Here is a 21,220-nt window from a genome sequence, read left to right on the forward strand (position 1 = left end):
GTGACAAATTAGACATGAGTCGGACGCCACAATGTGATGGCCGCGACCACAGGGAAGACCTATCCTCGAATAATCATGACTACAGCCTCGAGCACGGACCCGTCAGCAGCTGCTGCGGCGTCCCCAGCCAGCAGCGTTACCGGCGGTCACCTGGGATCCCGGCCAATCGGCATCTTTGATTCCGGCGTCGGCGGGCTGACGGTGGCGCGGTCCATCATCGACCAACTGCCCAACGAATCGATCCTTTACGTCGGGGACACGGCCCACGGGCCGTACGGCCCCCTGCCCATCGCCGAAGTCCGGGCCAACGCCCTGGGTGTGATGGACGAACTGGTGGACTCCGGCGTCAAGCTGCTCACCATCGCCTGCAACTCGGCGTCGGCCGCGGTCCTGCGCGACGCCCGGGAGCGGTACACCGCCAAGTACGGAATTCCCGTGATCGAGGTAATCCAGCCGGCCGTGCGGCGGGCCGTGGCTGCCACCCGGAGCGGGCGGGTGGGCGTGATCGGAACGTCCGCCACTGTAGGCTCCCGCGCCTACGAGGACACGTTCGCCGCGGCCCCGGACCTGCAGATCACGTCCGTGGCCTGCCCTGAGTTCGTCAGCTACGTCGAAGCGGGCATTACCACCGGGCCCGCGCTGCTGGCCGTCGCCGAGGAATACCTCGCCCCGCTGAAGGCTGCCGGGGTGGACACCGTGGTCCTCGGCTGCACGCACTACCCGCTGCTCACCGGTGTCATTTCCTATGTGATGGGCGAGTCCGTGACGCTGGTTTCAAGCGCGGAGGAGACAGCCAAGGACGTTTACCGGGCGCTGGCCACCCATGACCTGCAGCGCACCACCGCGACGCCGCCGGAACACCACTTCATCGCCACCGGCGATGCCGGCCAGTTCGAAGCCCTCGCGCGCCGCTTCCTCGGACCCGAAGTCCTGTCCGTCCGGCACGTGGACCACGTCTCCGCCCAGTACCCCACCGGCAGCCTCGCCCGGATCACCCCGGAGATGATTGCCGCGGCACAGAGCGCCACCGGGAGCACCAGGCCGCAGCGGCGGCTGTCGAACTTCGTGGACAGCGGTTTTGTGGACAGCGGCCGGGCCGGAGGTCCTGCCCAGTGAAGCTCACCATCGTTGGCTGCACTGGTTCCTTCCCGGGCCCGGGCTCGCCGGCGTCGTGCTACCTCCTGACCGCCAACGACGGCGAACGCACATGGAAGATCGTGATGGACCTGGGCAGCGGCGCGCTTGGCGCCATCCAGCGCTACACCGACCTCGAGGACATCGACGCGATCTTCCTGACGCACCTGCACCCGGACCACTGCATGGACCTCTGCGGCCTGCACGTGGCGGTCCGCTGGAAGCCCGGCGGCTGGGGACGCGGCAGGATTCCGGTATGGGGCCCCGCGGCCACCGCCGACCGCATGGCCACCGCGTATGGCCTGGACCTGGACCCCGGCATGCACGAGGAGTTCGACTTCACCAACTGGTCTGAACGCCAGCCCGTAACCCTGGGGCCGTTCACCATCACCCCGTTCGCCGTGAACCATCCGGTGGAGGAGGCCTACGCCCTCCGGGTGGAGGTCACCGAGCCGGACAAGGAAGGCAACCAGGTCAGCCGGGTGCTGACCTATTCCGGGGACACCGATTCCTGCGCCGGCCTGGAGGAGGCGGCCAAGGACTCCGACCTGTTCCTCTGCGAGGCGGCCTTCGAGGAAGGCCGCGACGACGGCATCAAGGACGTGCACCTGACCGGCAAGCGCGCCGGCGAGGCCGCAGCGGCCGCGGGCGCGCGCCGGCTCCTGCTCACGCACATCCCCGTCTGGACCTCACCCACCACGGTCATGGCCGAGGCCCGCCCGGTCTTCGGCGGCGACGTGGCGGTTGCCGTGGCCGGAGTGCACTACACGATCTAGCGCCGCCCGCCACCTTTTGGACCTTTGAGGCGCCCGCACTGGTGCTGCACCGGTTTATCCGGTAGCTTATCGATAGTCGTTAATAACGATCATCGATAATACTTGGGGGACACATTGGAGCAGACCGAGAACCGCAGGCAGTCCTGGCAGGGGAAAGTGGTGTCGCGCGCAGATGCTGTGGCGATCATGACCGTCGCTGCCATTGCGGCGGCCGCCACGACTTTTCTGACCATCGCCGGAATCATTGCAACGTTCGGGGGACCGGTGACGCTGACTCTGCCCCTGCACTCGTCGCCGCAGGACCCCGCCGGGCTGGAACTGGGCGCCACGGCACGCTTCACTGCCATGGAAGCAACCATTCCTGCCCTTCCTTCGGATGAGGCCGCGCTTCTGGCCTGGGCCGGCGTCCTGGGCCAGGTCAGCGTCCTGGCTGTGGCAGCCCTGCTGTTCCTGCTCGCCCTCCGGCTCCGCGGGGAGAACCTCTTCACCCCGGCTTCGGCATGGATTGTGGGAGCCTGCGGAGTGGTCCTGGCCCTCGCCGGCAGCGCCGGACAGGTTCTCGATGCGGTCGCCCGCACGCGAGTTGCCCGCCTGATCGCAGCCAACGGGCAAAGCGACGGCTTCGCGGCCGGCTTCAATTTCACGCCGCTGGTGGCCGGCGTCGTCCTGGTACTCATCGCCGGCGTTTTCCAGTTCGGCCGCCGGCTGCAGAAGGATACCGAGGGGCTTGTCTGATGCCGGCCGAGGATTATTCGGCCATCCATTGCCGGCTCGATGAACTGCTGGCGGAGCGCGGCATGAGCCTGACGGAACTGAGCCGGCGGGTAGGCGTCAGCCTGGTGAACCTGTCAGTGCTCAAGAACAACCGGGCGAAGGCCATCAGGTTCTCCACCCTGACCGCACTGTGCGCCGTCCTGGACTGCAGCGTCGGTGATCTGCTTTCGTATCAGCCCGAATAAGGTCGTGCGCCGCCGGAGGTGGCCGGGCGCGCGGCGGCGAGTCGATAAGCTAAAGCCATGACTTCAGAAGCAACCGCAGTGCCCGTAGTGCGCGCCGACGGCCGTACCCCCGACCAGCTCCGCCCCATCAGCATCACCCGCGGATGGTCCAAGCAGGCAGAGGGCTCGGCCCTGATCGAGTTCGGCAACACACGGGTCCTGTGCACGGCTTCGCTGACCGCCGGGGTACCTCGCTGGCTCAAGGGTGAAGGCCGGGGCTGGGTCACCGCCGAGTACGCCATGCTGCCACGGGCCACCAACACCCGTTCGGACCGCGAGTCGGTCAAGGGCAAGATCGGCGGACGGACCCACGAGATCTCCCGGCTGATCGGCCGTTCGCTGCGCTCCATCATCGACACCAAGGCCCTGGGCGAAAACACCATCGTTCTGGACTGCGACGTCCTGCAGGCAGACGGCGGAACCCGCACGGCCGCCATCACGGGTGCGTACGTTGCCCTGGCCGACGCCATCCGCTTTGCCCGCGACAACAAGCTGATCGCCAAGAATGCCCAGCCCCTGATCGACACCATCGCGGCTGTTTCCGTTGGCATCATTGACGGCGTCCCGATGCTGGACCTGCCCTACGTTGAGGATGTCCGGGCCGAGACTGACATGAACGTTGTGGTCACCGGTTCCGGGAAGTTTGTTGAGGTCCAGGGCACCGCAGAGGGCGCTCCCTTCGACCGCGACGAGCTCAACCAGCTGCTCGATCTTGCCCTCCTGGGCACTACCCAGCTGGCGGCGATCCAGCGCGAAACCCTCGCGGACGCGCTGTGAGCCTGGCCGGCGCCGGGTCCGACGGCGCAGCGCCCCGGCTCGTCCTCGCCACGCACAATAAGGGAAAGCTCCGCGAACTGCGGGAGCTGCTGCGCGGCCAGGTTCCGGGGCTCGACGTCGACACCCAGGTCGTGGACGCCGCGGCGGCCGGTGCGCCGGACGTCGTCGAAACGGGTGTGACGTTTGCCGAGAACTCGCTGCTGAAGGCCCGCGCGGTAGCCGAGGCGACCGGCCTGGTGGCCATCGCTGACGACTCAGGCCTGGCCGTCGACGTCCTGGGCGGGGCGCCCGGCATCTTTTCCGCACGGTGGGCCGGCCGGCACGGGGACGATGCCGCCAACCTGCGGCTCCTGCTGGACCAGCTGTCAGATGTCCCCGACGGGCACCGCGGGGCGGCGTTCGTCTGCGCCGCCGCACTGGCCGTTCCGGCGGCGGCGGGCACGGCCCACGAAACGGTGGAATACGGGCAGCTTGAGGGGACCCTGCTGCGCGAGCCGCGGGGCGAGGGCGGGTTCGGCTACGATCCCGTCCTGCAGCCCGTCGGCGAGGAGCGCAGCTGTGCCGAGCTGTCCGCGGAGGAGAAGAACGCCATCAGCCACCGGGGCCAGGCTTTCCGGGCCCTGCTGCCTGCCATTGTCGAGGCACTCGCCCGGACCTAGCGCCGGCACTGGAGCCGATGGCCTGAAGAAACCGGCCTGAAGCCAGGAAGGCCTGAAGACAGGAAGGGAGCCCTGCATCAGCAGGGCTCCCTTCCTGTTTCCGGCGCCGGAACTGTTTCGCCGGGCCTCAGTGCTCCCGGTGGGTCTTCCGCTCGGCTTCGGGTTCGTGCTCTTCGATGAACTCCTCCACCGGATCCGTGCCGTACTTGGCGGCCTGCCGCCTGGCCGAGAGGCCACGGAGGACCTCGATGCCGATCGGAATTACGGAGACCAGCACGATGGCGATGAAGATGATGTCCAGGTTGTCCCTGACCCACGGGACCCTGTCGCCCAAAAGGTAGCCGAGGAGGGTCACGCCGCTGCCCCAGAGGACCGCGCCGATCACGTTGAAGATGAAGAATTTCCTCTTGTCCATCTGGGCCACGCCCACAATGACGGGAACGAAGGTCCTGATGATCGGAACGAAGCGCGCGAGGATCAGGGCCTTGCCGCCGTGCTTCTCGAAGAACGCATGGGCATTCTCCACGTTCTCACGCTTGAACAGGCGGGAATTGGGCTTGTTGAAGATGGCTGGACCGGCTTTGGCACCGATCAGGTAGCCGGTCTGGTTGCCGATGATCGCGGAGACCGTGATCAGCAGCGCCAGGAGCCAGACATTGAACTTGATGGTGTCGGTTGCCACCAGCAGGCCGGCCGTAAACAGCATTGAATCGCCGGGCAGGAAAAAACCCACCAGCAGGCCGGTCTCGGCAAAGACGATTCCGCAGACCAGCAGCACCACCCAAGGGGCGAGCGCGGGGTCGGCCAGGAATACCTGGGGGTTCAGCCAGTCGGGCAGGAACGAAGCCAGCTGCGGCTGGACCGGTCCGGCACCTCCCAGCATGGGCGCGGCAAGGTCGCTGATCGCAAGAAAGTTCACCTACTCAGGGTACTTGACGCGGAGGCGGGCTGATCGTTTTGGTGATATCCGCGACAGGGCCGCCGCGGTGACACAGGAACGGCCCTGGCCGGCGGTAAAGTATGGGCCGTGGGTTTGGACTTTACGGCGATCGACTTCGAAACAGCCAACGGCTTCCGGGGTTCACCGTGCGCGGTGGGCCTGACGAAGGTCCGGGGCGGCAAGGTCGTCGCCGAGGCGTCCTGGCTGATGCGCCCCCCGGAAAACCACGACCACTTCGATTACCACAACGTCCGGATCCACGGCATCCGCGCCGAGGACGTTGCCGGACTTCCGCGGTTCGGTGAATTGTTTCCGGAGATCGGCGCCTTCATCGGCGACGACATCCTGGTGGCCCACAATGCGGCCTTCGACCTCGGCGTCATCAGGTCCGGCCTGGAGGTGTCAGGCCTTCCCGGGCCCGCCTACGACTACGTCTGCACCGTCATGCTGTCCCGCCGCTGCTATTCGCTCGTCTCGAACTCCCTGCCCTTTGCCGCTGAAGAGGCCGGTGTTCCCTTGGTCAACCACCACGACGCCGGCGAGGATGCCCGTGCCTGCGCCGGCATCCTGATCGATATCGCCGCGCGCAACGGTGCCAACAGCATCGCCGAACTGTACCTGTCGCTGGGCCTCGCACTTGCCCACCAGCAGGCCTTTGACCCGTCACGGGATGCCCTGTCCAAGCAAAGCCTGGCCGCGGTGGCCGTCGCCGATGGCGGTGGCCCGGCCCGGGTCCTGCCGTTCCGGTCGGGCTGGCCGGAGGAAGGTGCCAACCCGCTGCCCAACGCCGACGCCGAACCCGGCCATCCGCTGTACGGCCAGACAGTGGTCTTCACCGGGGAGCTCTCCATGGCGCGGCCCGAAGCGAAGGTCCGCTCCGCGGAGTTCGGCGCCCGGCCCGAAAGCAGGGTGACGGCACGTACCACCGTGCTGGTGGTGGGCGACGGATTTGTGGCATCCGATCTCCGCTCCGGGAGACTGACGGGCAAGGCCCGGCGCGTCCTGGAACTGCACGAACGCGGCCAGCTGATCGAGGTGCTCTCCGAAGGCGAATTCCTCCAGATGGTGGGCGGCTACGCCACGGCCGGCGTTTCCGGGGCAGGGCGCACCGCCTGATTCATTCATCTGGCGCAACAAACCTTCCGCGCCGCCCGGTGTGCTCCTAGCCTTGCAGCATGAGCAAGCCCACCGGCGCTGACACCACCCCCGAAGCCGCCCCGACGGGGATCGGCTGGCGCGCGGTGTTTGCCTTCCCCAACCCGGTCAACGAATACGCTGCCCGGATCACTGCCGGGCTGGTGGTGCTGCTCGCCGGCGCCACGCTGTTGACCGGTTCCGGCTGGGGGCTGCTGCTCATTGCCGCAGGTTTTTGGCTCCGTGTGCTGTTTGGCCCCCGGATTTCGCCGCTGGCCCTGCTCTCGGTCAAAGTCCTGGCGCCCCGCCTGGGGCGGCCGAAGCTGGTCCCCGGGCCGCCCAAGCGGTTCGCCCAGGGTATGGGCACGGTGGTCTCCACCACGGCACTGATCCTCTTCGCGGCGGGCGCAGCTCCAGCAGCGTGGATCGTGCTGGCTGTTCTCATCCTTGCGGCGTCACTGGAAGCATTTGCGGGCTTCTGCCTGGGCTGTGTCATTTTCGGACTGCTGCAGCGCCGCGGACTCATCCCGGCGGAAGTCTGCGAGGCCTGCAACAACATCTCCCTCAGGCGGTTGTGACGCCCACCAGCAGGTCCGCCATGCCGCGGATGACGTGCGGTGCCTCCAGCTGTTCCAGCCAGGCCGCCGGAAGGCACGCCTCGCCGTAGTAAGCGCCCAGGATGTTGCCCGCGATCGAACCCGTGGAGTCGCTGTCGCCGCCGTGATTGACGGCGAGGCCGACGGCGGCGCGGAAGTGATCGTCCGGCGCACCGGATCCTGTGCTGTCCGGGGCCGTCGCCAGGACCGCGTAAAGTCCGACGGCGAATGCCTCCTCAGCGACCCAGCCCTCGCCGAGCTGCTGTACCAGTTCCTCCGGGCCCACGATGCCGGTTTCGGCGAGGCGGACCGCCGCCTCCAGCCGCAGCGGCAGTTCCGGAGCGCCGTCGGCGAGTGCACGCACATCATCCAGGACCGCCGCCGCTGCTGCCTGCAGGGTGTCGCCTGACACCAGCCTGTTAATCAGCAGGCTGAAGGCTCCCGCACTCTGGCGCGCGGACGGATGGCCGTGCGTCAGGGCCGCGGCGTCGGCACTCAGTTTGTAGACGGCGTCGGGCGTGATGTGGGGTATCAGCCCGAACGGCGCGGACCGCATCACCGTCCCGCAGCCCTTGGAGTCCGGATTCACGGGACGGAACGAGGTTCCCATCTCGCCGGTGGCGAGTCCGCTGATGCAGGCTGCGCCCGGGGCGCGGCGGTGCCGGAGTACCTCCTGCGTGTCGATCCAGCGCGGCTGGGGCACCGGTGCGGAGGACGGTGCCGCCTCACCCTGGGTGGCCAGCCAGCGCAGGTACGCCAGCCAGAGGCAGGCGTTGGCGTCGGCGCCCACTCCGGAGTTGGCCCATTCGAGCGCCTCAACGAGCCCGTCAACGGTGTAGAGGGTCATCTGGGTGTCGTCCGAAAAGTGGCTTCCGCCGTCGACCACTGAAAGATCCGTCAGTCCCTCCGGACCGAAGCGGCGGCGGATCTCCGCAATGGAATCGAATTCGACGGCGTAGCCCAGCGAGTCGCCCAGCGCTCCGCCCAGCAGGCAACCATGGATACGCGACTCCAGCGAGGGCACGGCAGGGGCGCCCGGATCAATGCTCATGACAGTAAATTTACCGTGGCGGCGGGCGTTGCCTGCACGGGGCGCTAAGCTCGGATCCAGCCAACGTCCAGACTCCGCTGGCAGAATGCAGGGGCTGCCTGGTGCATAAAGCTCGAGGCAGTCCCCGGCCGCTGAGCCCCCACCCTATGCAAAGGACCGCCCCAACATGACCACGCCTGTGCCCGTACACCACGCACACAACGCCCAGCCTTCCGGGGCCGGCGCTGTCCCGGCCAGCTACGGGCTGGTGGCCAGGCTGTCCGCCGAGGCGTTCGGCAGCCTGTTCCTGGTGGTCGCCGGCCTGGGCGTGCCGCTCTTCACCATTCCGCAGTCCAGCCCGTTGCCTGCTGCGCTAGCCGCCGGCCTCGCGGTCACCGCCGTTATGCTCGCATTCGGCTATGTGTCCGGCGGGCACTTCAACCCGGCTGTGACCGTCGGCCATGCCGTGGCCGGGCGGATCCGGCCCGGCAACGCCGCCGCCTACATCGGCGCGCAACTGCTGGGTGCCCTGCTCGGTGCCCTGGCACTTTTCGCGATCCTGCGCACCCTTCCCAGCATCCAAGACAGCCGGACGGCGTTCGACACCGTCACGGCCGGCTTTGGTGAGCACTCCATCATCCAGGCCCCGATGGCCGCGGTCCTGCTGCTGGAGGTGCTGGGCGCCGCGATCCTGGTTTCCATCTTCCTCGGTGCCACCGCCCGCAGCGGCGTCAACAAAGCTGCTGTGCCCGTGGCCGTGGGCCTGGCCTTCGCAGTGCTGCTCCAGCTGGGCCAGTCCGTCGGAAATGCGCCCTTCAACCCGGCCCGCGCCACAGCCTCTGCCATCTTCTCCTCCTCCTGGTCGCTCGAGCAGCTGTGGGTTTTCTGGGTGGCGCCGCTGGTCGGCGCAGCCATCGCCGGGCTGGTCTTCCGCGGCTTCGCTCTCTCCGCGGACACTGCCGGCGCGGCCACCCCTGCTGTTTCTGCAGACGCAGCGGATGGCGATCTGGATGAGTCCGACGACGTTGACGGGTCCGCGGACATCGATGAGTCCGACGACGTTGACGGGTCGGACGACGTTGACCGGTCCGGGAACCCGGTGGCGTCCGCCCCCGTAGCTGTACCCGCGGCCAAGGGCGACGAGGCCCAGGAGTTCTTCGACGGAAAGCGCGGTTAAGCTCCCGGCCAGGGGTCCGGCCGTGCACGGGCGCCAAGGCCCCGCAGCGGGGCTGGCTCAAACTGTCAGTGCCAGCCGATAGCGTAGGAATATGCGGTTATTGCACACATCGGACTGGCATCTGGGCCGGTCGTTCCACGGCGTCGGGATGCTGGACGCCCAGCGGTCCTTCATCGACCAGCTCGTCAGCGCCGTCACGGAAAACGCTGTTGACGTGGTCCTGATCGCCGGCGACGTATACGACCGCGCCCTGCCGGGCGTGGACGTCGTGGGGCTGCTGGACGACGCCCTGGTCAGGCTGACCGGAGCCGGCGCCAAAGTGGTCCTGACCAGCGGAAACCATGACTCCGCCATCAGGCTGGGCTTTGCCTCACGTTTGCTGGAACGCGGCGGAGTGCACCTTCGCACCAGGCTGGCCGAACTGGACCAGCCGCTGCTGCTGCCCCTGGACGGGGCAGCCGCGGCGGACACCGGGGCTGGGGGCGCCATGCTGGCCATTTACGGCATTCCGTGGCTGGAGCCGCGCCTGGTGGCGGAACCGCTGGGCGTGGAGACGGCCAGCCACTTCGAGGTCACTCGGGCCGCCACGGACCTCATCCGGGCGGATCTTCAGCGCCGCAGCTCCGTGGGCACCGTCCATTCCGTAGTGCTGGCACACACCTTTGCCAGCGGCGGCATCAGCTCGGACAGCGAACGGGACCTGAGCATCGGGGGAGTGGGAGCCGTCCCCCTGGACCTGTTCGACGGCTTCAGCTACACCGCACTGGGCCACCTGCACGGCCGCCAGCAGCTCACTCCCCAGGTCAGGTATTCCGGGTCCCCGCTGGCCTATTCCTTCTCGGAAGCCAAACACCAAAAAGGCGGCTGGCTGATCGACGTCGGCCCTGCCGGGGTTGCCGGCGTCACGGAACTGGCCTGGAAGGCTCCCCGGACACTCGCCGTGCTCCGCGGCGGAATCACGGAACTGCTGGAATCCAGCGACCACACCTGGGCAGAAGAGGCCTACTGCCAGATCACCCTGACGGATGCCCAGCGGCCCGCCCAGGCCATGGAACGACTGCGGTCACGTTTCCCGGACACCCTGGTGCTGGGCTTTGATCCACAGGGCGGAGCCGTGAAGGCGGCAGCCAGCTACAGCAGCAGGCTGGCGGAGGCCGAGGACGATCTCTCCGTCTGCTGCGGATTCCTCGACCATGTCCGCGGCCGGGAACCCGACGACGCCGAACGGGCCGCGCTCGCAGCGGCCCTGGACAACGTGCGGCTCCAGGAGGCATCGCTGTGAGGATCCACCGGCTGCGCATCTCCGCGTTCGGGCCCTTCGCCGGCACCGAGGAAATCGACTTCGACAGGCTCAGTGCCCACGGGCTGTTCCTCCTCAACGGACCCACCGGCGCCGGCAAGACCAGCGTCCTGGACGCCATCTGCTTCGCGCTGTACGGCTCGGTTCCGGGCGCGCGCCAGGACGGCAAGCGCCTGCGCAGCGACCATGCGGACCCCGCCAGTGAACCGGCCGTCAGCTGCGAGTTCTCGGCCCAGGGCCGGCACTTCGAAGTCACCCGTTCGCCGGCATGGGACAAGCCCAGCACGCGCGGGAAAAACGGATTCACCACCCAGCAGGCCAAGACCCTCCTGCGCGAACGGGTGAACGGGGACTGGATCGAAAAATCCGGCCGCAACGATGAAGCGGGCGCCGAAATCACCGGCCTGCTGGGGATGGACCGCGAACAGTTCACCCGTGTGGTGATGCTCCCGCAGGGCGACTTCGCGGCGTTCCTGCGGTCCAAGGCGGCAGACCGCCTCGACCTGCTGCAGAAACTCTTCGGCACACAGCGTTTCGAAGCAGTGGAACAGGAGCTCACACTCCTGGCCCAGGCCGCACGGAACGACGTTTCACGCCTGAACGGACACCTTGAGCTGCTGGCAGCGAGGGCTGAAGCCGAGGTAGCCGCCGTCGGCCTCAGCGAAACCGGGACACCGCCGGAGGCGGAAGCTGAGGCCCGGATTGAGTGGCTGCAGGCAGCCCTCGCCGTCCGGGCCGCAGGCCTGGCCGGGGAGGCGGAGGCAGCCACGTCGCTGAGCAGTGAGCACCGGCAGTTGCTGCATACTGCAGTTGCCAGGACGGAGCGGCAACGCCGGCTGGAAGCCGCGGCAGCCCGGAAAGCGGCGGCCGACGAAGCAGCCCCGGTTCTGGACGAGCACGCCGCGCGGCTTTCCCGGCACCGCCAGGCGGAGGTACTGACCGGCCAGCTGCAGGCTGTGGAGAAGGTCGAAGCCCGGCTCCGGAGTGCGGCTGCAGCCCGCGAGTCAGCCCTCACGCTCCTGCGCATGGCAGTGGACGAGGACCCGGAGCTGGAGCGGCTTGATCCGGACGCACCCGATGCCGCCTCGGAACTGAGCCGGCTGCGCTCGCTCCTCGCCGTGGTGGAAGCGCGGCTGCCGGACGAAGAGCGGCTCCTGGCCCTTAATGCCAGGCGGGCGGACCTGGGCCGGAAGAAGGACGAGCTGCAGGTTACTGAGGTTGAACTTGGCGGCAGGCTCGAGGCCTTGCGGGCGGAGTACACGGACCTTTCAGCGGGCCTGGAGCCACTCGCCGACCTGGCTGCAGCCGCCGTCCTGCACACCAAGGAAGCGGCCGCGGCCGACGAACTGCTGGACGTCGTCCGCCGCTACCGGACGGCCGTGGCGGCACAGCAGCTGGCATCAGGGCACTACGAGGCGTGCCGCGAGGACCAGCTTCAGAAAAAGCGCCTCTGGCTCGACCTTCGCGAAGAGCGCCTGGCGAATGCGGCAGCTGAACTCGCGGCGCAGCTCGCCGACGACGTGCCCTGCCCTGTGTGTGGCAGCCCCGATCACCCGTCCCCGGCAAAGGCGGCCCGGTCAGCCCTCCTGCTGGGCGAGGCCGAAGAGGAAGCCCGCGAGGAGTTCGAAGCGGCGGAGGCCCGGCTCTCAGTGCTCGGCACAGAATTGGCAGCCGCGAGGCAGCTGGTGGCCGTCCTGGCGGGCCAGGGCGGAGACACCCCCGAAGACATTGCCCGGGAGGCCGCCGAAGAGGCACGGCACGCTGCCGACCGCTCCGCACAGGCGGCTGACAAGCTGGCCGGAATGCGGTTGCGGCTCACCGGAATCGAAACCCGCATCGCCGAAGCGGAGACGGGCAGGTCAGGCGCCGGTGCGGAGCTTGCCCAGGTGGAGTCCACCCTGGCCGAGGTCCTGGACCAGGCAACGGCCCTCAGCGAATCGCTGTCGGGCCTCAGGTCCGGCCACCGCGACCTCACGCACCGGCTGCGCGCGCTGAAGGATGCGGCCGGAACGCTTGAAAAGACCGTGCAGGCGCAGACCCAGCTGGACCAGGCCGAGCTCCGGGCTGCCGACGCCAGGCAGCAGCTGGACCTGGCCCTGCCCGAAGCGGGCTTCGGCACGGCCGAAGCGGCCCGGGCAGAGCTGCTCGGCAGCGCCGAGGCCGCCTCCCTGCAGGCCACTGTCCGCGCCGGGCACGACGAACAAGCCCGGGTGGCCGAGCTCTTTGCCTCTGAGGAGGTTGTCCTGGCCCTTGAGGAGCAGGCCTCGGACCTGGTCCCGGACGGGCCCCGGCTCGCGGCGCTGCGGTCAGCAGCCGCGCAGGCCGAGGCGGAGGCGCAGGCTGCGGGCCTGGCCGCGGGCATGGCGAAGCGTTGCATGGAGTCCCTGGACGCCATCGTGGCCGAGTACCGGGACCTTGCCGGTTCCGGAAACGCTCCGCGGGAGCGCGCACGGATGCTGACCGCCCTGGCGGAAGCGGCAGGCGGACGCGGCGACAACACCTACCGCATGAGCCTGAACAGCTACGTCCTCGCCGCACGGCTGGAACAGGTGGCCCTTGCGGCATCTGAGCGCCTTGTCGCCATGAGCGACGGACGCTACCTGCTCCAGCACACCGACGCCAAAGCCGCGCGCGGAGCCAAATCCGGGCTGGGACTGGAAGTGGTGGACCAGTGGACGGGGCACCGCCGTGACACGTCAACACTTTCCGGCGGCGAATCATTTATGGCATCCCTGTCGCTGGCGCTCGGCCTGGCCGATGTGGTCCAGCACGAATCCGGGGGAATCCAGATAGAGACGCTGTTTGTGGACGAGGGCTTCGGCAGCCTGGACGAGCAGTCGCTCGAACAGGTGATGGACGCACTCGAAGGCCTGCGGGACGGCGGCCGGGTGGTGGGGCTGGTCAGCCATGTGGGCGAGATGAAGCAGCGCATCGGAGTCCAGCTCCAGGTGGTCAAGGGCCGCAACGGATCCACGCTCCACATCTCCGACACGGCGCCGCCGCTCTCATAAGAGCGGCACGCCAGCACCCCCGGCATGGCCTGCGGGGCTATAATCGAACAGTTACCGGGTTGCGCGCATCGGGAGGAGGGACGATGCGCATGAACGAACGAGCCCGGAACCTTGAATCCTTCAACCCTCCCCACAACCCCCTCCCTGCAGCGCGGTCCCCGGCCTGAAGGCCCGGGATCCGACGCTCCCAAGCCCTCCGCCGCAGGCCGCTTTGCCAGGCTTCCGCAGCTGGCCGGACGCAGCTTTGTTCCCCTCGGACTCTTCGCCCGCCTGCCTTTGGCCATGCTCACCGTCGGTACCCTGACACTGGTGACCTCGGTCAGCGGCTCGTACGCCGTGGGCGGCACCGCAGCGGGCGCGGTCGGAATCGGCTCTGCTGTTGGCGCACCCGTGCTCGGGGCCCTGGCCGACCGGCTGGGCCAGCGCCCGGTCCTGCTGGTCGCAGCCGCCTTCAACACCCTTGCTGTGCTCGTACTGATCGCCGCGGCCTACGCCATGACCCCGCCCGGGGCCTTCCCCGCGGCCCTGCTCGCCGCCGCGTTTGTCTCGGGGGCCAGCTGCCCGCAGGTCGGCCCGCTGGCACGGGTCCGGTGGATGGCTCTGACGTCCCGAAACCCGCGAAGCAGTGCGGCCGCCGCCAACAAGGCTGCGAACAGACAGGACCTCGACACTGCCCTGTCCTACGAGAGCACAGCGGACGAACTCACCTTTGTCCTGGGGCCCGCCCTGGTGGGAATCCTGGCCAGCCTCGTCGCACCCTGGCTGCCTCTTGCTCTGGCCGCTGCCCTGACCATCACCCTTGTTCCCGCGTTCGCTGTCCACCGGACGCACCGGGCCGTGCCCGTCCACCGCCGCGTTCCCGCCAGGCAAAGCGGCGGGCCGAAGGTCATCCCGGCCAGGATTCCGTTGGCGGTGGCGCTGCCGGTCCTGGCCATGGTCTGCATGGGCACCTTCTTTGGCTCGACGCAGACAGCGCTCAGCTCATTTTCGGCAGGCTTTGCCACCTCGGAAATTGCCGGCCTGCTGTACGCCGTGATGGGCGTGAGCTCCGCCGTCGCAGCATTGTCCGTGGCCTACTGGCCGCAACGCTTCACCGTTTCAGCCCGGTGGCTGCTGGGGGCTGTGCTGATGGCGGCGCTGGCCTTTTTGCTGTTTGTGCCGACGACGGCGACGGGCATGGTGCTGGTGCTCCTGGTCCTGGGCATCCCTGTGGGCCCGGTCATGGTGACGGTCTTCGCGATCGGCGGCCTCATCGCCCCCGCCGGCCGGCTGGGAACCGTGATGACGGCACTGGCCAGCGGCATCGTGGCAGGCACCGCCGCCGGTGCCGCGGTGGCCGGCCAGCTGGCGCAGGCGCACGGCTATTCGGTGGCGTTCCTGGTGCCGGTTGCCGCCGCGGCGGCCCTTGTCCTGCTGGGTGCCGTGTCCGCCGTCGTGCTCCGCCGGAAGCGGGCCTAAGCCGCCGCGCCGCATCAGCGGCGGTCAGGCAAGCTGGCGTTCAATCCGGGCAGCGCTTTCGGCGAGGGCAGCGCCCACCGTGCCGGGATCATGCGCCGACCGGATGTACACGACGGCGAGCGCAGCCGGCCGTCCACCGGGAACGCGGACAGGGGCGGCCAGCGACGACACACCCGCGATGACCTCGTCATGGCTGGCGGAGTAGCCGGCGCGGCGGGCGTCGGCTGCCTCGGGCCGGTAGGGGATCCCCGGCGCCAGCTGTGCCCACTCCGCCTCGGTCAGCGCTGACTGGATGGCGATGCCGGGTGCGCCGGCACTGACGGGATGCCGGGTGCCCGGGTGCTGGGCCACCGTCGCGCTGGAGTGCCGCGGTTCCACGGTCACCAGGGTGATGCAGTCGAGATGGTCCCACACCGCCACAAAGGCCGTCATGTCCAGCGTGTTGGCCAGGTGGGTGAGTTCAGGCATTGCTGCGCTCTGGAGGTTGCGCGAGACGCCCCGGGCGAGGACAGCCAGGCCGGGGCCAGGCTGTACGCGGCCGGCGTCGTCCCGTACCAGCAGCGAGTGGTCCTCCAGCGTCCGCAGGATCCGGTACGCGACCGACCGGTGCACGCCCATGGCATCAGCAAGCTCGGCGATGGTCAGCGGGTTCTGGGCTGCGGCGAGGATTTCGAGCGCCCTGATGCCCCGCGAGAGGGTCTGCGACGGCGACGCCTGCGCGGGAGCTGCTCCCGCGGGGGCGGCGGCTGTGGGGTTCATGGTGTCCATCCTAAGTGGCTGCGGCCCAGTGGCCGACCGGCTCTTGTGCTGCCGCCCTCATCCGAGTAGCGTCCTATATAAGAATTGTTAGTTCAAATATAGAACTCGTTCCGACAAGGGTCCAGCGCCGCGGCGATCACAGGTTGAGGTTCAGGATGATTTCCGATTCACGGAACACGGCCGATCCGTCAGCCGCCCGCAGGACGTCGGCCCCGCGGTCGCACCATTTCCGCGGCAGCCTGGGCCGGTTCGCCACCGGAGTGGCCATCGTGACCTTCGACGGTGCCACCAGGCGCCACGGCATCACGGTCAACTCCTTCACCGCCGTATCCATGGATCCGCCCCTGGTCCTGGTCAGCATTGCACGGCGGACAAGGGCACATGATGAGTTGGCGGGACGGCCGTTCACCGTCAACATCCTGGGGGCTGAGCAGCGACAGCTGGCCCTGCACTTCGCCGGCCGTCCGGGACCGGAACCGTTGTGGGTTGAAGGCGGCACGGCGCCGCGGCTGTCAGGGGTCCTGGCCTGGTTCGAGTGCACGCCCTGGGCGGCCTACCCCGGCGGAGACCACACCCTCTACGTGGGCGAGGTGGCCGATTTCAATTACCGCAGCGGTGACGCGCTGGCCTTCGCCAACAGCAGCTTCACCATCATTCCGGAGAGCCAGCTGGGGATGGAGAACCTCCTCTGACCCCGTGGTCCGCCGCGGGAACCATTTGGCAGTTCAACGACGACTGGAGAAGACACCGTGGGCATCCGCACCGGCCAGCAGTATCTGGACAAGCTCAATTCCATGACCCCGCACATCATGATCGACGGCGAGGCGGTCACCGCGAACGTTGCCGACCACCCTTCCTTCGCCAACGTGGCACGAACGTACGCCCGGCTCTTTGACATGCAGCACGAGCCCCGCCATGCTGCGGCGCTGACCTACGATTCGCCCACTACCGGTGACAAGGTCAGCGCTTCCTTCCTGGTCCCGCGGACCAAAGAGGACCTGGCCCGCCGCCGCGCTGCCACCAGGACCTGGGCGGAGTACTCCAACGGCTTCCTGGGCCGCACCGGGGACTACATGAACAGTGCGCTGACCGCGCTCGCCGCCGCCGAAAAGTGGTTCGGGCAGGTGGATCCGATGTTCGGTGAAAACATCCGCAGGTACTACAAGTACTGCCGCGAAAACGACCTTCTTGCCACGCACACCCTGATCCCGCCGCAGGCCAACCGCTCCGTGTCCGGATCCGAGCAGCTGGGCGGCCAGCTGTCCGCACGCGTCGTCGAGGAGCGCGAAGACGGCATCGTGGTCCGTGGCGCCCGGATGCTGGCCACCATCGCCCCGATAGCGGACGAGCTCCTGGTGTTCCCGTCCACCATCCTGCGCGGGACGCCCGAGGACGCCCCCTACTCGTACGCCTTCGCCGTCCCGAACGACGCCGAAGGCGTACGGTACCTGTGCCGCACCTCCCTGCACCACGGCGGAGGCAGGCACGACGAACCGCTGGCCAGCCGCTTCGAGGAGATGGACGCCGTCGTCGTTTTTGACAATGCGTTTGTCCCCAATGAGCGGATCTTCATGCTCGGGCATCCGGAACTCTGCAACGTTTTTTACTCCGAAACCGGTGCCGCAGCACTCATGACGCACCAGGTGGTCACGCGCACTATCGCCAAGAGCGAGTTCTACCTGGGCCTTGCATCCGAAATTGCGGATGCGATCGGCATCGACGGTTTCCAGCACATCCAGGAGGATCTCGCCGAGCTGATCCAGGCGGTTGAAATCGGCAAGGCGCTGATCAGCGCGTCGGAAGCGGAGGCGGAGCTGAACGACGACGGCGTGATGCTGCCCAAGTGGTCCACCCTGAATGCTGCCCGGAACTGGTATCCGAAGGTTGCCCAGCGCTTCCCCCAGATCATCCGGAAGTTTTCCGCCTCCGGCCTGATGGCGCTCCCCGGCGAAGCCGACGTCGCCGGCGAGGCGCTGGACGACATCAAGCTGTACCTGCAGGCCAAAACGCTCACCGGCCCCGAGCGCGTGAGGCTGTTCAAGCTGGCGTTTGATGCCAGTGTCTCCTCGTTCTCGGGGCGGCAGGCGCTCTACGAGTACTTCTTCTTCGGCGACCCGGTCCGGATGGCCGGCGCCCTCGTCAGCTCCTACGACCGCGGGCCCGTCCGGGCCCGGGTCAGGGAGTTCCTGTCCCGGGACGACTGAGGCCAAAAGCCGCCGCAGTTAACCGAAAAATCCCACCGGGCGTGTTCTGCCTCACTTTTCGTAGTACCCTACTAACTAACTGACCGTTCTGTCGGTAATCATGAAGGCGTTTCACCTGGCAGCACCCCTGCCTTAAACAATGGAGTTTCAATGACCACACCTTCTTTGGTGGATTCACTTGCCGGCCCCAGCACCCGGAGGGAAGAACGCAAGGTCCTGGCCGGGACCCTCGTAGGCACCACCATCGAGTGGTACGACTTCTTCATCTTTGCCCAGCTGACCGGGACGCTGCTGTCACCGCTTTTTCTCACACCGCTGCAGGCCTCGAACCCCGGCCTTGCGCAGATCCTCTCGTTTGCCCTGATCGGCATCAGCTTCCTGTTCCGGCCGCTGGGCGCTGTCGTTGCAGGCCACCTCGGTGACCGCCTCGGCCGCAAGGCAATGCTGGTGTTCACCCTGCTCATGATGGGTGCTGCGACGGCGCTGATCGGCATGCTGCCCACTTACAACGACATCGGCGTCTGGGCACCCATCCTGCTGATCACCCTTCGCATCATCCAGGGCTTCTCCGCCGGCGGGGAATGGGGCGGGGCCGCGCTGATGGCGGTCGAACACGCGCCCCTGAACAGGCGCGGCCTGTTCGGAGCGTACCCGCAGATTGGTGTTCCGGTGGGCATGATCCTGGCCACCGGGCTCCTGTTCTTCCTCAACAGCAGCATGTCCAAGGAGGACTTCGCGGCCTGGGGCTGGCGGGTTCCGTTCCTGCTGTCCATCGTCCTGATCGCGGTCGGGTACCTGATCCGCCGCGCCGTGGCCGAGAGCCCGGTCTTCAAGGAGATGGCTGCCCGCAAGGAAGCCAGCAAGGCGCCCCTCGGCGAGCTCATCCGGAAGCACAAGAAGGCCGTCCTCTACTCCACCATGATCTTCATCGGCAACAACGCCGCCGGCTACCTGCTGATCGCCTTCTTCATCTCCTACGCCACCCGGACCCTGAAGATGCCCACCCCGCAGATCCTGCTGGCCACCACCCTGGCATCCTTCGGCTGGCTCATCTTCACCCTCGTCGGCGGCTGGCTCTCTGACAGGATCGGCCGGGTAAAGACCTTCCTGATCGGCTACGGCATCGTGTTCGCGTGGATGATCCCGATGTTCGCCCTGATCGACACCAAGGACATCGTGCTTTACGGTGTGGCCCTGTTTGTCCTGACCATCGGCCTCGGCCTGTCCTACGGACCCATGTCCGCCATGTACGCAGAGATGTTCCCGGCGAACGTTCGCTACTCCGGCATCTCGATCGGCTACGCCTTCGGCGCCATCCTCGGCGGAGCCTTTGCGGCCACCATCGCTGAGTCGCTGCTGCAGAGCACCAAGTGGACCGGCTCGATCGGCATCTACATCATGATCCTGTGCGTGATTTCGGCCGCCGGTGTCCTGCTGGCCAAGGAAACCAAGGGCCGCCCGCTGGGAATCAGCCACCACTAGGAACTGGGCGGCTGCAGCCGTGGAGTTGTAGATGCCAGGCACGGACCTCCCGGTCCGTGCCTGGCGTCCGTTAACGGTCGGGTGGGCCGCGCCTACTGGTCCAGCTGGCTGATGGCGTCCTCGTCCGTCAGTTGCTCAAAACGGCGGTAAAAGCTGCCCACGGCGCGGAACTTGCCCGGCAAGTGCAGGCAGAGGACCGCATCGCAGACGGCGGCGACGGCGGCTTCAGCCTCCACTGAACCAACAGGCGCTGCTGCCACCACGCGGGCTGCGCCGCCGGAACGGGCAGCTTCGACGGCTGCCCGCATGGTGGCTCCGGTTGCCAGGCCGTCGTCAACGAGCAGCACTGTTTTCCCGGTGAGGTCATGCCTGATGGCAGGGTACGTTTCCACCCGGCGGAGGAGCTCCGCGCGTTCCCTGTGCTCCACCTCATCCAGCCACTCCTGGCGGACGCCGTGTTCCAGGACCCGGGACATCAGGGGCCTGTTGAGCAGGCGTACAACGCGCCCGTTGGACCAGGCCAGGGCGCCATAGGCGGTCTCGTCGTGGCCGGGGATGCCCAGCTTCCGGACCAGCACCGCACCGAGCGGCAGGTACAGGGCCTTCGCCACGGCTGCGGCCACCGGGATCCCGCCGCGCGCCAGCCCCAGGACAATGGCGTCGGGACGTTCCCGGAACTGCGTCAGCACCGCGGCCAGACGCTCACCGGCATCCGTGCGGTCTTCAAAACGCGTGCTCATTGTTCCCTCTCCGGCTGAATCCGCCCCGCTTCCAGCCTACCTTCTGCCACTGCCGTGCCGGGAAGCCGGCGCCTGTCCTGAACGTGGCCGCGGGGTCAGAAAAGGGCGGCGGTGACGGCCTCGGTGATCTCATGGATCACGGCCGTCCGCTGCGGGACATCGCTCAAGCCGGCGCCCTTGGTGTAGACCACCAGGACGTAGGTGCCTTCGGGGGAGGAGAGGATGGCGGCGTCGTGGAGTTCGTCGTTGAGGAGTCCATATTTGTGAAACACGGTCACGGAGTCGGGGACTGCGGCCGGAATGAGGTCTTCGTAGTTGGTGTCCTGCATGTAGGACAGCAGCTGCTGGGTGTGCTCCCGGTTGAGGAGCCCGCCCTCCGACAGTTCCGCGAGGAGGTGGGCCATGTCGGCGGTGGTGAGCGTGTTCACTTCGGCGTCGTAGCTGATGCCGAGGGAAGCCGCGTAGTCCGAGAGCCGGGACAGGCCGACGGCGTCCATCAGCAGGCTCCATGAATCGTTGTTGCTGTCCTGTACCATCGCCTCGATCTGGAACCCCGAGGTGTAGTCGCCCAGCGGATCATCGAGCGACGCCAAACCGTCCTCCACCAGGCTGTAGTAGGCCGCAGCGGTCAGGATCTTCGCCGTGCTCGCTGCCTCGAACGGTTGCTCCACACCGTACTGGTGCAGGTCCCCGCCGTCCGTATCCAGCAGCGCAACCCCCACCTGGTACCCGCCGTTGGCGCCGATGATGCCATTGATGGCCGTATCCAGGCCGGCATCAATCCCGGCAGTGGCGGCACGGGAGTCGGCGCCGGTTGCAGCGCGCGACGCCGATCCAGGCCAGGGCAGGGCATGCGCCAGAGTGTAGGCGGCGGCGATGAGGACAACGGCGAGGAGCCCCGCGGCGGCCACCAGGGCGGAACGGCGGCTTAAGGCGGCCGGCGTGCGGCGGGCGGGCGGCTGGAGACGATCGTGCATCTGCCGATCCAAGCAACCGAACCTATGCGGGAGCTATGAAACCCCTGTCAGGGCACGGCCCGCCCGGG

At 67.8% G+C, this 21,220-nt stretch carries 20 protein-coding genes; 15 read left to right on the forward strand and 5 right to left on the reverse strand.

Going from position 1 to position 21,220, the window contains the following annotated elements; genetic code table 11:
- The first annotated feature begins 36 nt into the window (after window positions 1–36).
- The 6 genes from murI to rdgB all read left to right on the forward strand — a co-directional run bounded on the left by murI (window position 37) and on the right by rdgB (window position 4,344).
- Window positions 37–1,116 carry a glutamate racemase gene (murI, locus tag J2X42_RS02715; protein WP_310161883.1) on the forward strand — a complete coding sequence of 360 codons (1,080 nt, stop codon included), beginning with the start codon at window positions 37–39 and terminating at the stop codon, window positions 1,114–1,116.
- Window positions 1,113–1,910 (forward strand): MBL fold metallo-hydrolase, encoded by a 798-nt coding sequence (locus tag J2X42_RS02720; RefSeq protein ID WP_310161884.1) that lies wholly within the window; start codon window positions 1,113–1,115, stop codon window positions 1,908–1,910. Before murI ends, J2X42_RS02720 begins: the two co-directional genes overlap by 4 nt.
- Window positions 1,911–2,012: 102 nt before the next feature.
- Window positions 2,013–2,645, forward strand: a complete 633-nt coding sequence (locus J2X42_RS02725) for a hypothetical protein (RefSeq protein WP_310161885.1) — start codon at window positions 2,013–2,015, stop codon at window positions 2,643–2,645.
- The gene (locus J2X42_RS02730) at window positions 2,645–2,869 is read left to right on the forward strand and encodes a helix-turn-helix transcriptional regulator (RefSeq protein ID WP_310161887.1); all 225 of its coding nucleotides are present in this window, start codon (window positions 2,645–2,647) and stop codon (window positions 2,867–2,869) included. Before J2X42_RS02725 ends, J2X42_RS02730 begins: the two co-directional genes overlap by 1 nt.
- A 57-nt stretch (window positions 2,870–2,926) precedes the next feature.
- Window positions 2,927–3,685: a ribonuclease PH gene (rph, locus tag J2X42_RS02735; RefSeq protein ID WP_131131717.1), complete on the forward strand. Its 759-nt coding sequence runs from the start codon at window positions 2,927–2,929 to the stop codon at window positions 3,683–3,685.
- Between the two features lie 2 nt (window positions 3,686–3,687).
- Window positions 3,688–4,344 (forward strand): RdgB/HAM1 family non-canonical purine NTP pyrophosphatase, encoded by a 657-nt coding sequence (gene rdgB / locus J2X42_RS02740; protein ID WP_396134012.1) that lies wholly within the window; start codon window positions 3,688–3,690, stop codon window positions 4,342–4,344.
- Window positions 4,345–4,471: 127 nt separating this feature from the next.
- On the opposite strand, the gene J2X42_RS02745 is transcribed toward rdgB, so the two are convergent.
- The gene (locus J2X42_RS02745) at window positions 4,472–5,248 is read right to left on the reverse strand and encodes a VTT domain-containing protein (RefSeq protein WP_310162179.1); all 777 of its coding nucleotides are present in this window, start codon (window positions 5,246–5,248) and stop codon (window positions 4,472–4,474) included.
- 123 nt (window positions 5,249–5,371) lie between these two features.
- Here J2X42_RS02745 and J2X42_RS02750 point away from each other — a divergent pair, with 123 nt between their 5' ends.
- The gene (locus J2X42_RS02750) at window positions 5,372–6,400 is read left to right on the forward strand and encodes an exonuclease domain-containing protein (RefSeq protein WP_310161890.1); all 1,029 of its coding nucleotides are present in this window, start codon (window positions 5,372–5,374) and stop codon (window positions 6,398–6,400) included.
- A 59-nt stretch (window positions 6,401–6,459) separates the two neighbouring features.
- Window positions 6,460–6,996: a DUF4395 domain-containing protein gene (locus tag J2X42_RS02755; protein WP_310161893.1), complete on the forward strand. Its 537-nt coding sequence runs from the start codon at window positions 6,460–6,462 to the stop codon at window positions 6,994–6,996.
- On the opposite strand, the gene J2X42_RS02760 is transcribed toward J2X42_RS02755, so the two are convergent.
- On the reverse strand, window positions 6,983–8,065 hold the full coding sequence (locus tag J2X42_RS02760) for an ADP-ribosylglycohydrolase family protein (protein ID WP_310161895.1): 1,083 nt from the start codon (window positions 8,063–8,065) through the stop codon (window positions 6,983–6,985). The genes J2X42_RS02755 and J2X42_RS02760 overlap by 14 nt on opposite strands.
- A 166-nt stretch (window positions 8,066–8,231) precedes the next feature.
- On the opposite strand from J2X42_RS02760, the gene J2X42_RS02765 reads away from it, so the two are divergent.
- From J2X42_RS02765 to J2X42_RS02780, 4 genes are all read left to right on the forward strand, one after another.
- Complete coding sequence (locus J2X42_RS02765) at window positions 8,232–9,221, forward strand: aquaporin (protein ID WP_310161896.1); 990 nt, start codon at window positions 8,232–8,234, stop codon at window positions 9,219–9,221.
- Window positions 9,222–9,312: 91 nt separating this feature from the next.
- On the forward strand, window positions 9,313–10,503 hold the full coding sequence (locus J2X42_RS02770; protein ID WP_310161899.1) for an exonuclease SbcCD subunit D: 1,191 nt from the start codon (window positions 9,313–9,315) through the stop codon (window positions 10,501–10,503).
- On the forward strand, window positions 10,500–13,532 hold the full coding sequence (locus J2X42_RS02775) for an SMC family ATPase (RefSeq protein ID WP_310161903.1): 3,033 nt from the start codon (window positions 10,500–10,502) through the stop codon (window positions 13,530–13,532). Before J2X42_RS02770 ends, J2X42_RS02775 begins: the two co-directional genes overlap by 4 nt.
- Before the next feature lie 144 nt (window positions 13,533–13,676).
- Window positions 13,677–14,990, forward strand: a complete 1,314-nt coding sequence (locus J2X42_RS02780) for an MFS transporter (protein ID WP_310162181.1) — start codon at window positions 13,677–13,679, stop codon at window positions 14,988–14,990.
- A 24-nt stretch (window positions 14,991–15,014) separates the two neighbouring features.
- Here J2X42_RS02780 and J2X42_RS02785 read toward each other — a convergent pair whose 3' ends face one another.
- On the reverse strand, window positions 15,015–15,749 hold the full coding sequence (locus tag J2X42_RS02785) for an IclR family transcriptional regulator (RefSeq protein ID WP_310161905.1): 735 nt from the start codon (window positions 15,747–15,749) through the stop codon (window positions 15,015–15,017).
- Between the two features lie 155 nt (window positions 15,750–15,904).
- Here J2X42_RS02785 and J2X42_RS02790 point away from each other — a divergent pair, with 155 nt between their 5' ends.
- The 3 genes from J2X42_RS02790 (at window position 15,905) to J2X42_RS02800 (ending at window position 19,435) form a co-directional block, all read left to right on the forward strand.
- The gene (locus tag J2X42_RS02790; protein WP_310161906.1) at window positions 15,905–16,441 is read left to right on the forward strand and encodes a flavin reductase family protein; all 537 of its coding nucleotides are present in this window, start codon (window positions 15,905–15,907) and stop codon (window positions 16,439–16,441) included.
- A gap of 57 nt (window positions 16,442–16,498) precedes the next feature.
- Window positions 16,499–17,953, forward strand: a complete 1,455-nt coding sequence (hpaB, locus tag J2X42_RS02795; protein WP_310161910.1) for a 4-hydroxyphenylacetate 3-monooxygenase, oxygenase component — start codon at window positions 16,499–16,501, stop codon at window positions 17,951–17,953.
- 150 nt (window positions 17,954–18,103) lie between these two features.
- On the forward strand, window positions 18,104–19,435 hold the full coding sequence (locus J2X42_RS02800; RefSeq protein ID WP_310161914.1) for an MFS transporter: 1,332 nt from the start codon (window positions 18,104–18,106) through the stop codon (window positions 19,433–19,435).
- A gap of 92 nt (window positions 19,436–19,527) precedes the next feature.
- Here the strand turns inward: J2X42_RS02800 and J2X42_RS02805 are convergent, their stop codons facing one another.
- Together J2X42_RS02805 and J2X42_RS02810 are read right to left on the reverse strand one after the other, a co-directional pair.
- Entirely contained in the window at window positions 19,528–20,175 is a 648-nt protein-coding gene (locus tag J2X42_RS02805; RefSeq protein ID WP_310161917.1) for a phosphoribosyltransferase family protein, read from the reverse strand.
- A gap of 95 nt (window positions 20,176–20,270) precedes the next feature.
- The gene (locus tag J2X42_RS02810) at window positions 20,271–21,152 is read right to left on the reverse strand and encodes a serine hydrolase (protein WP_310161921.1); all 882 of its coding nucleotides are present in this window, start codon (window positions 21,150–21,152) and stop codon (window positions 20,271–20,273) included.
- Window positions 21,153–21,220: the final 68 nt, after the last annotated feature.

The organism is Arthrobacter sp. BE255, from assembly GCF_031457335.1.
Classification (GTDB): Bacteria; Actinomycetota; Actinomycetes; order Actinomycetales; family Micrococcaceae; genus Arthrobacter.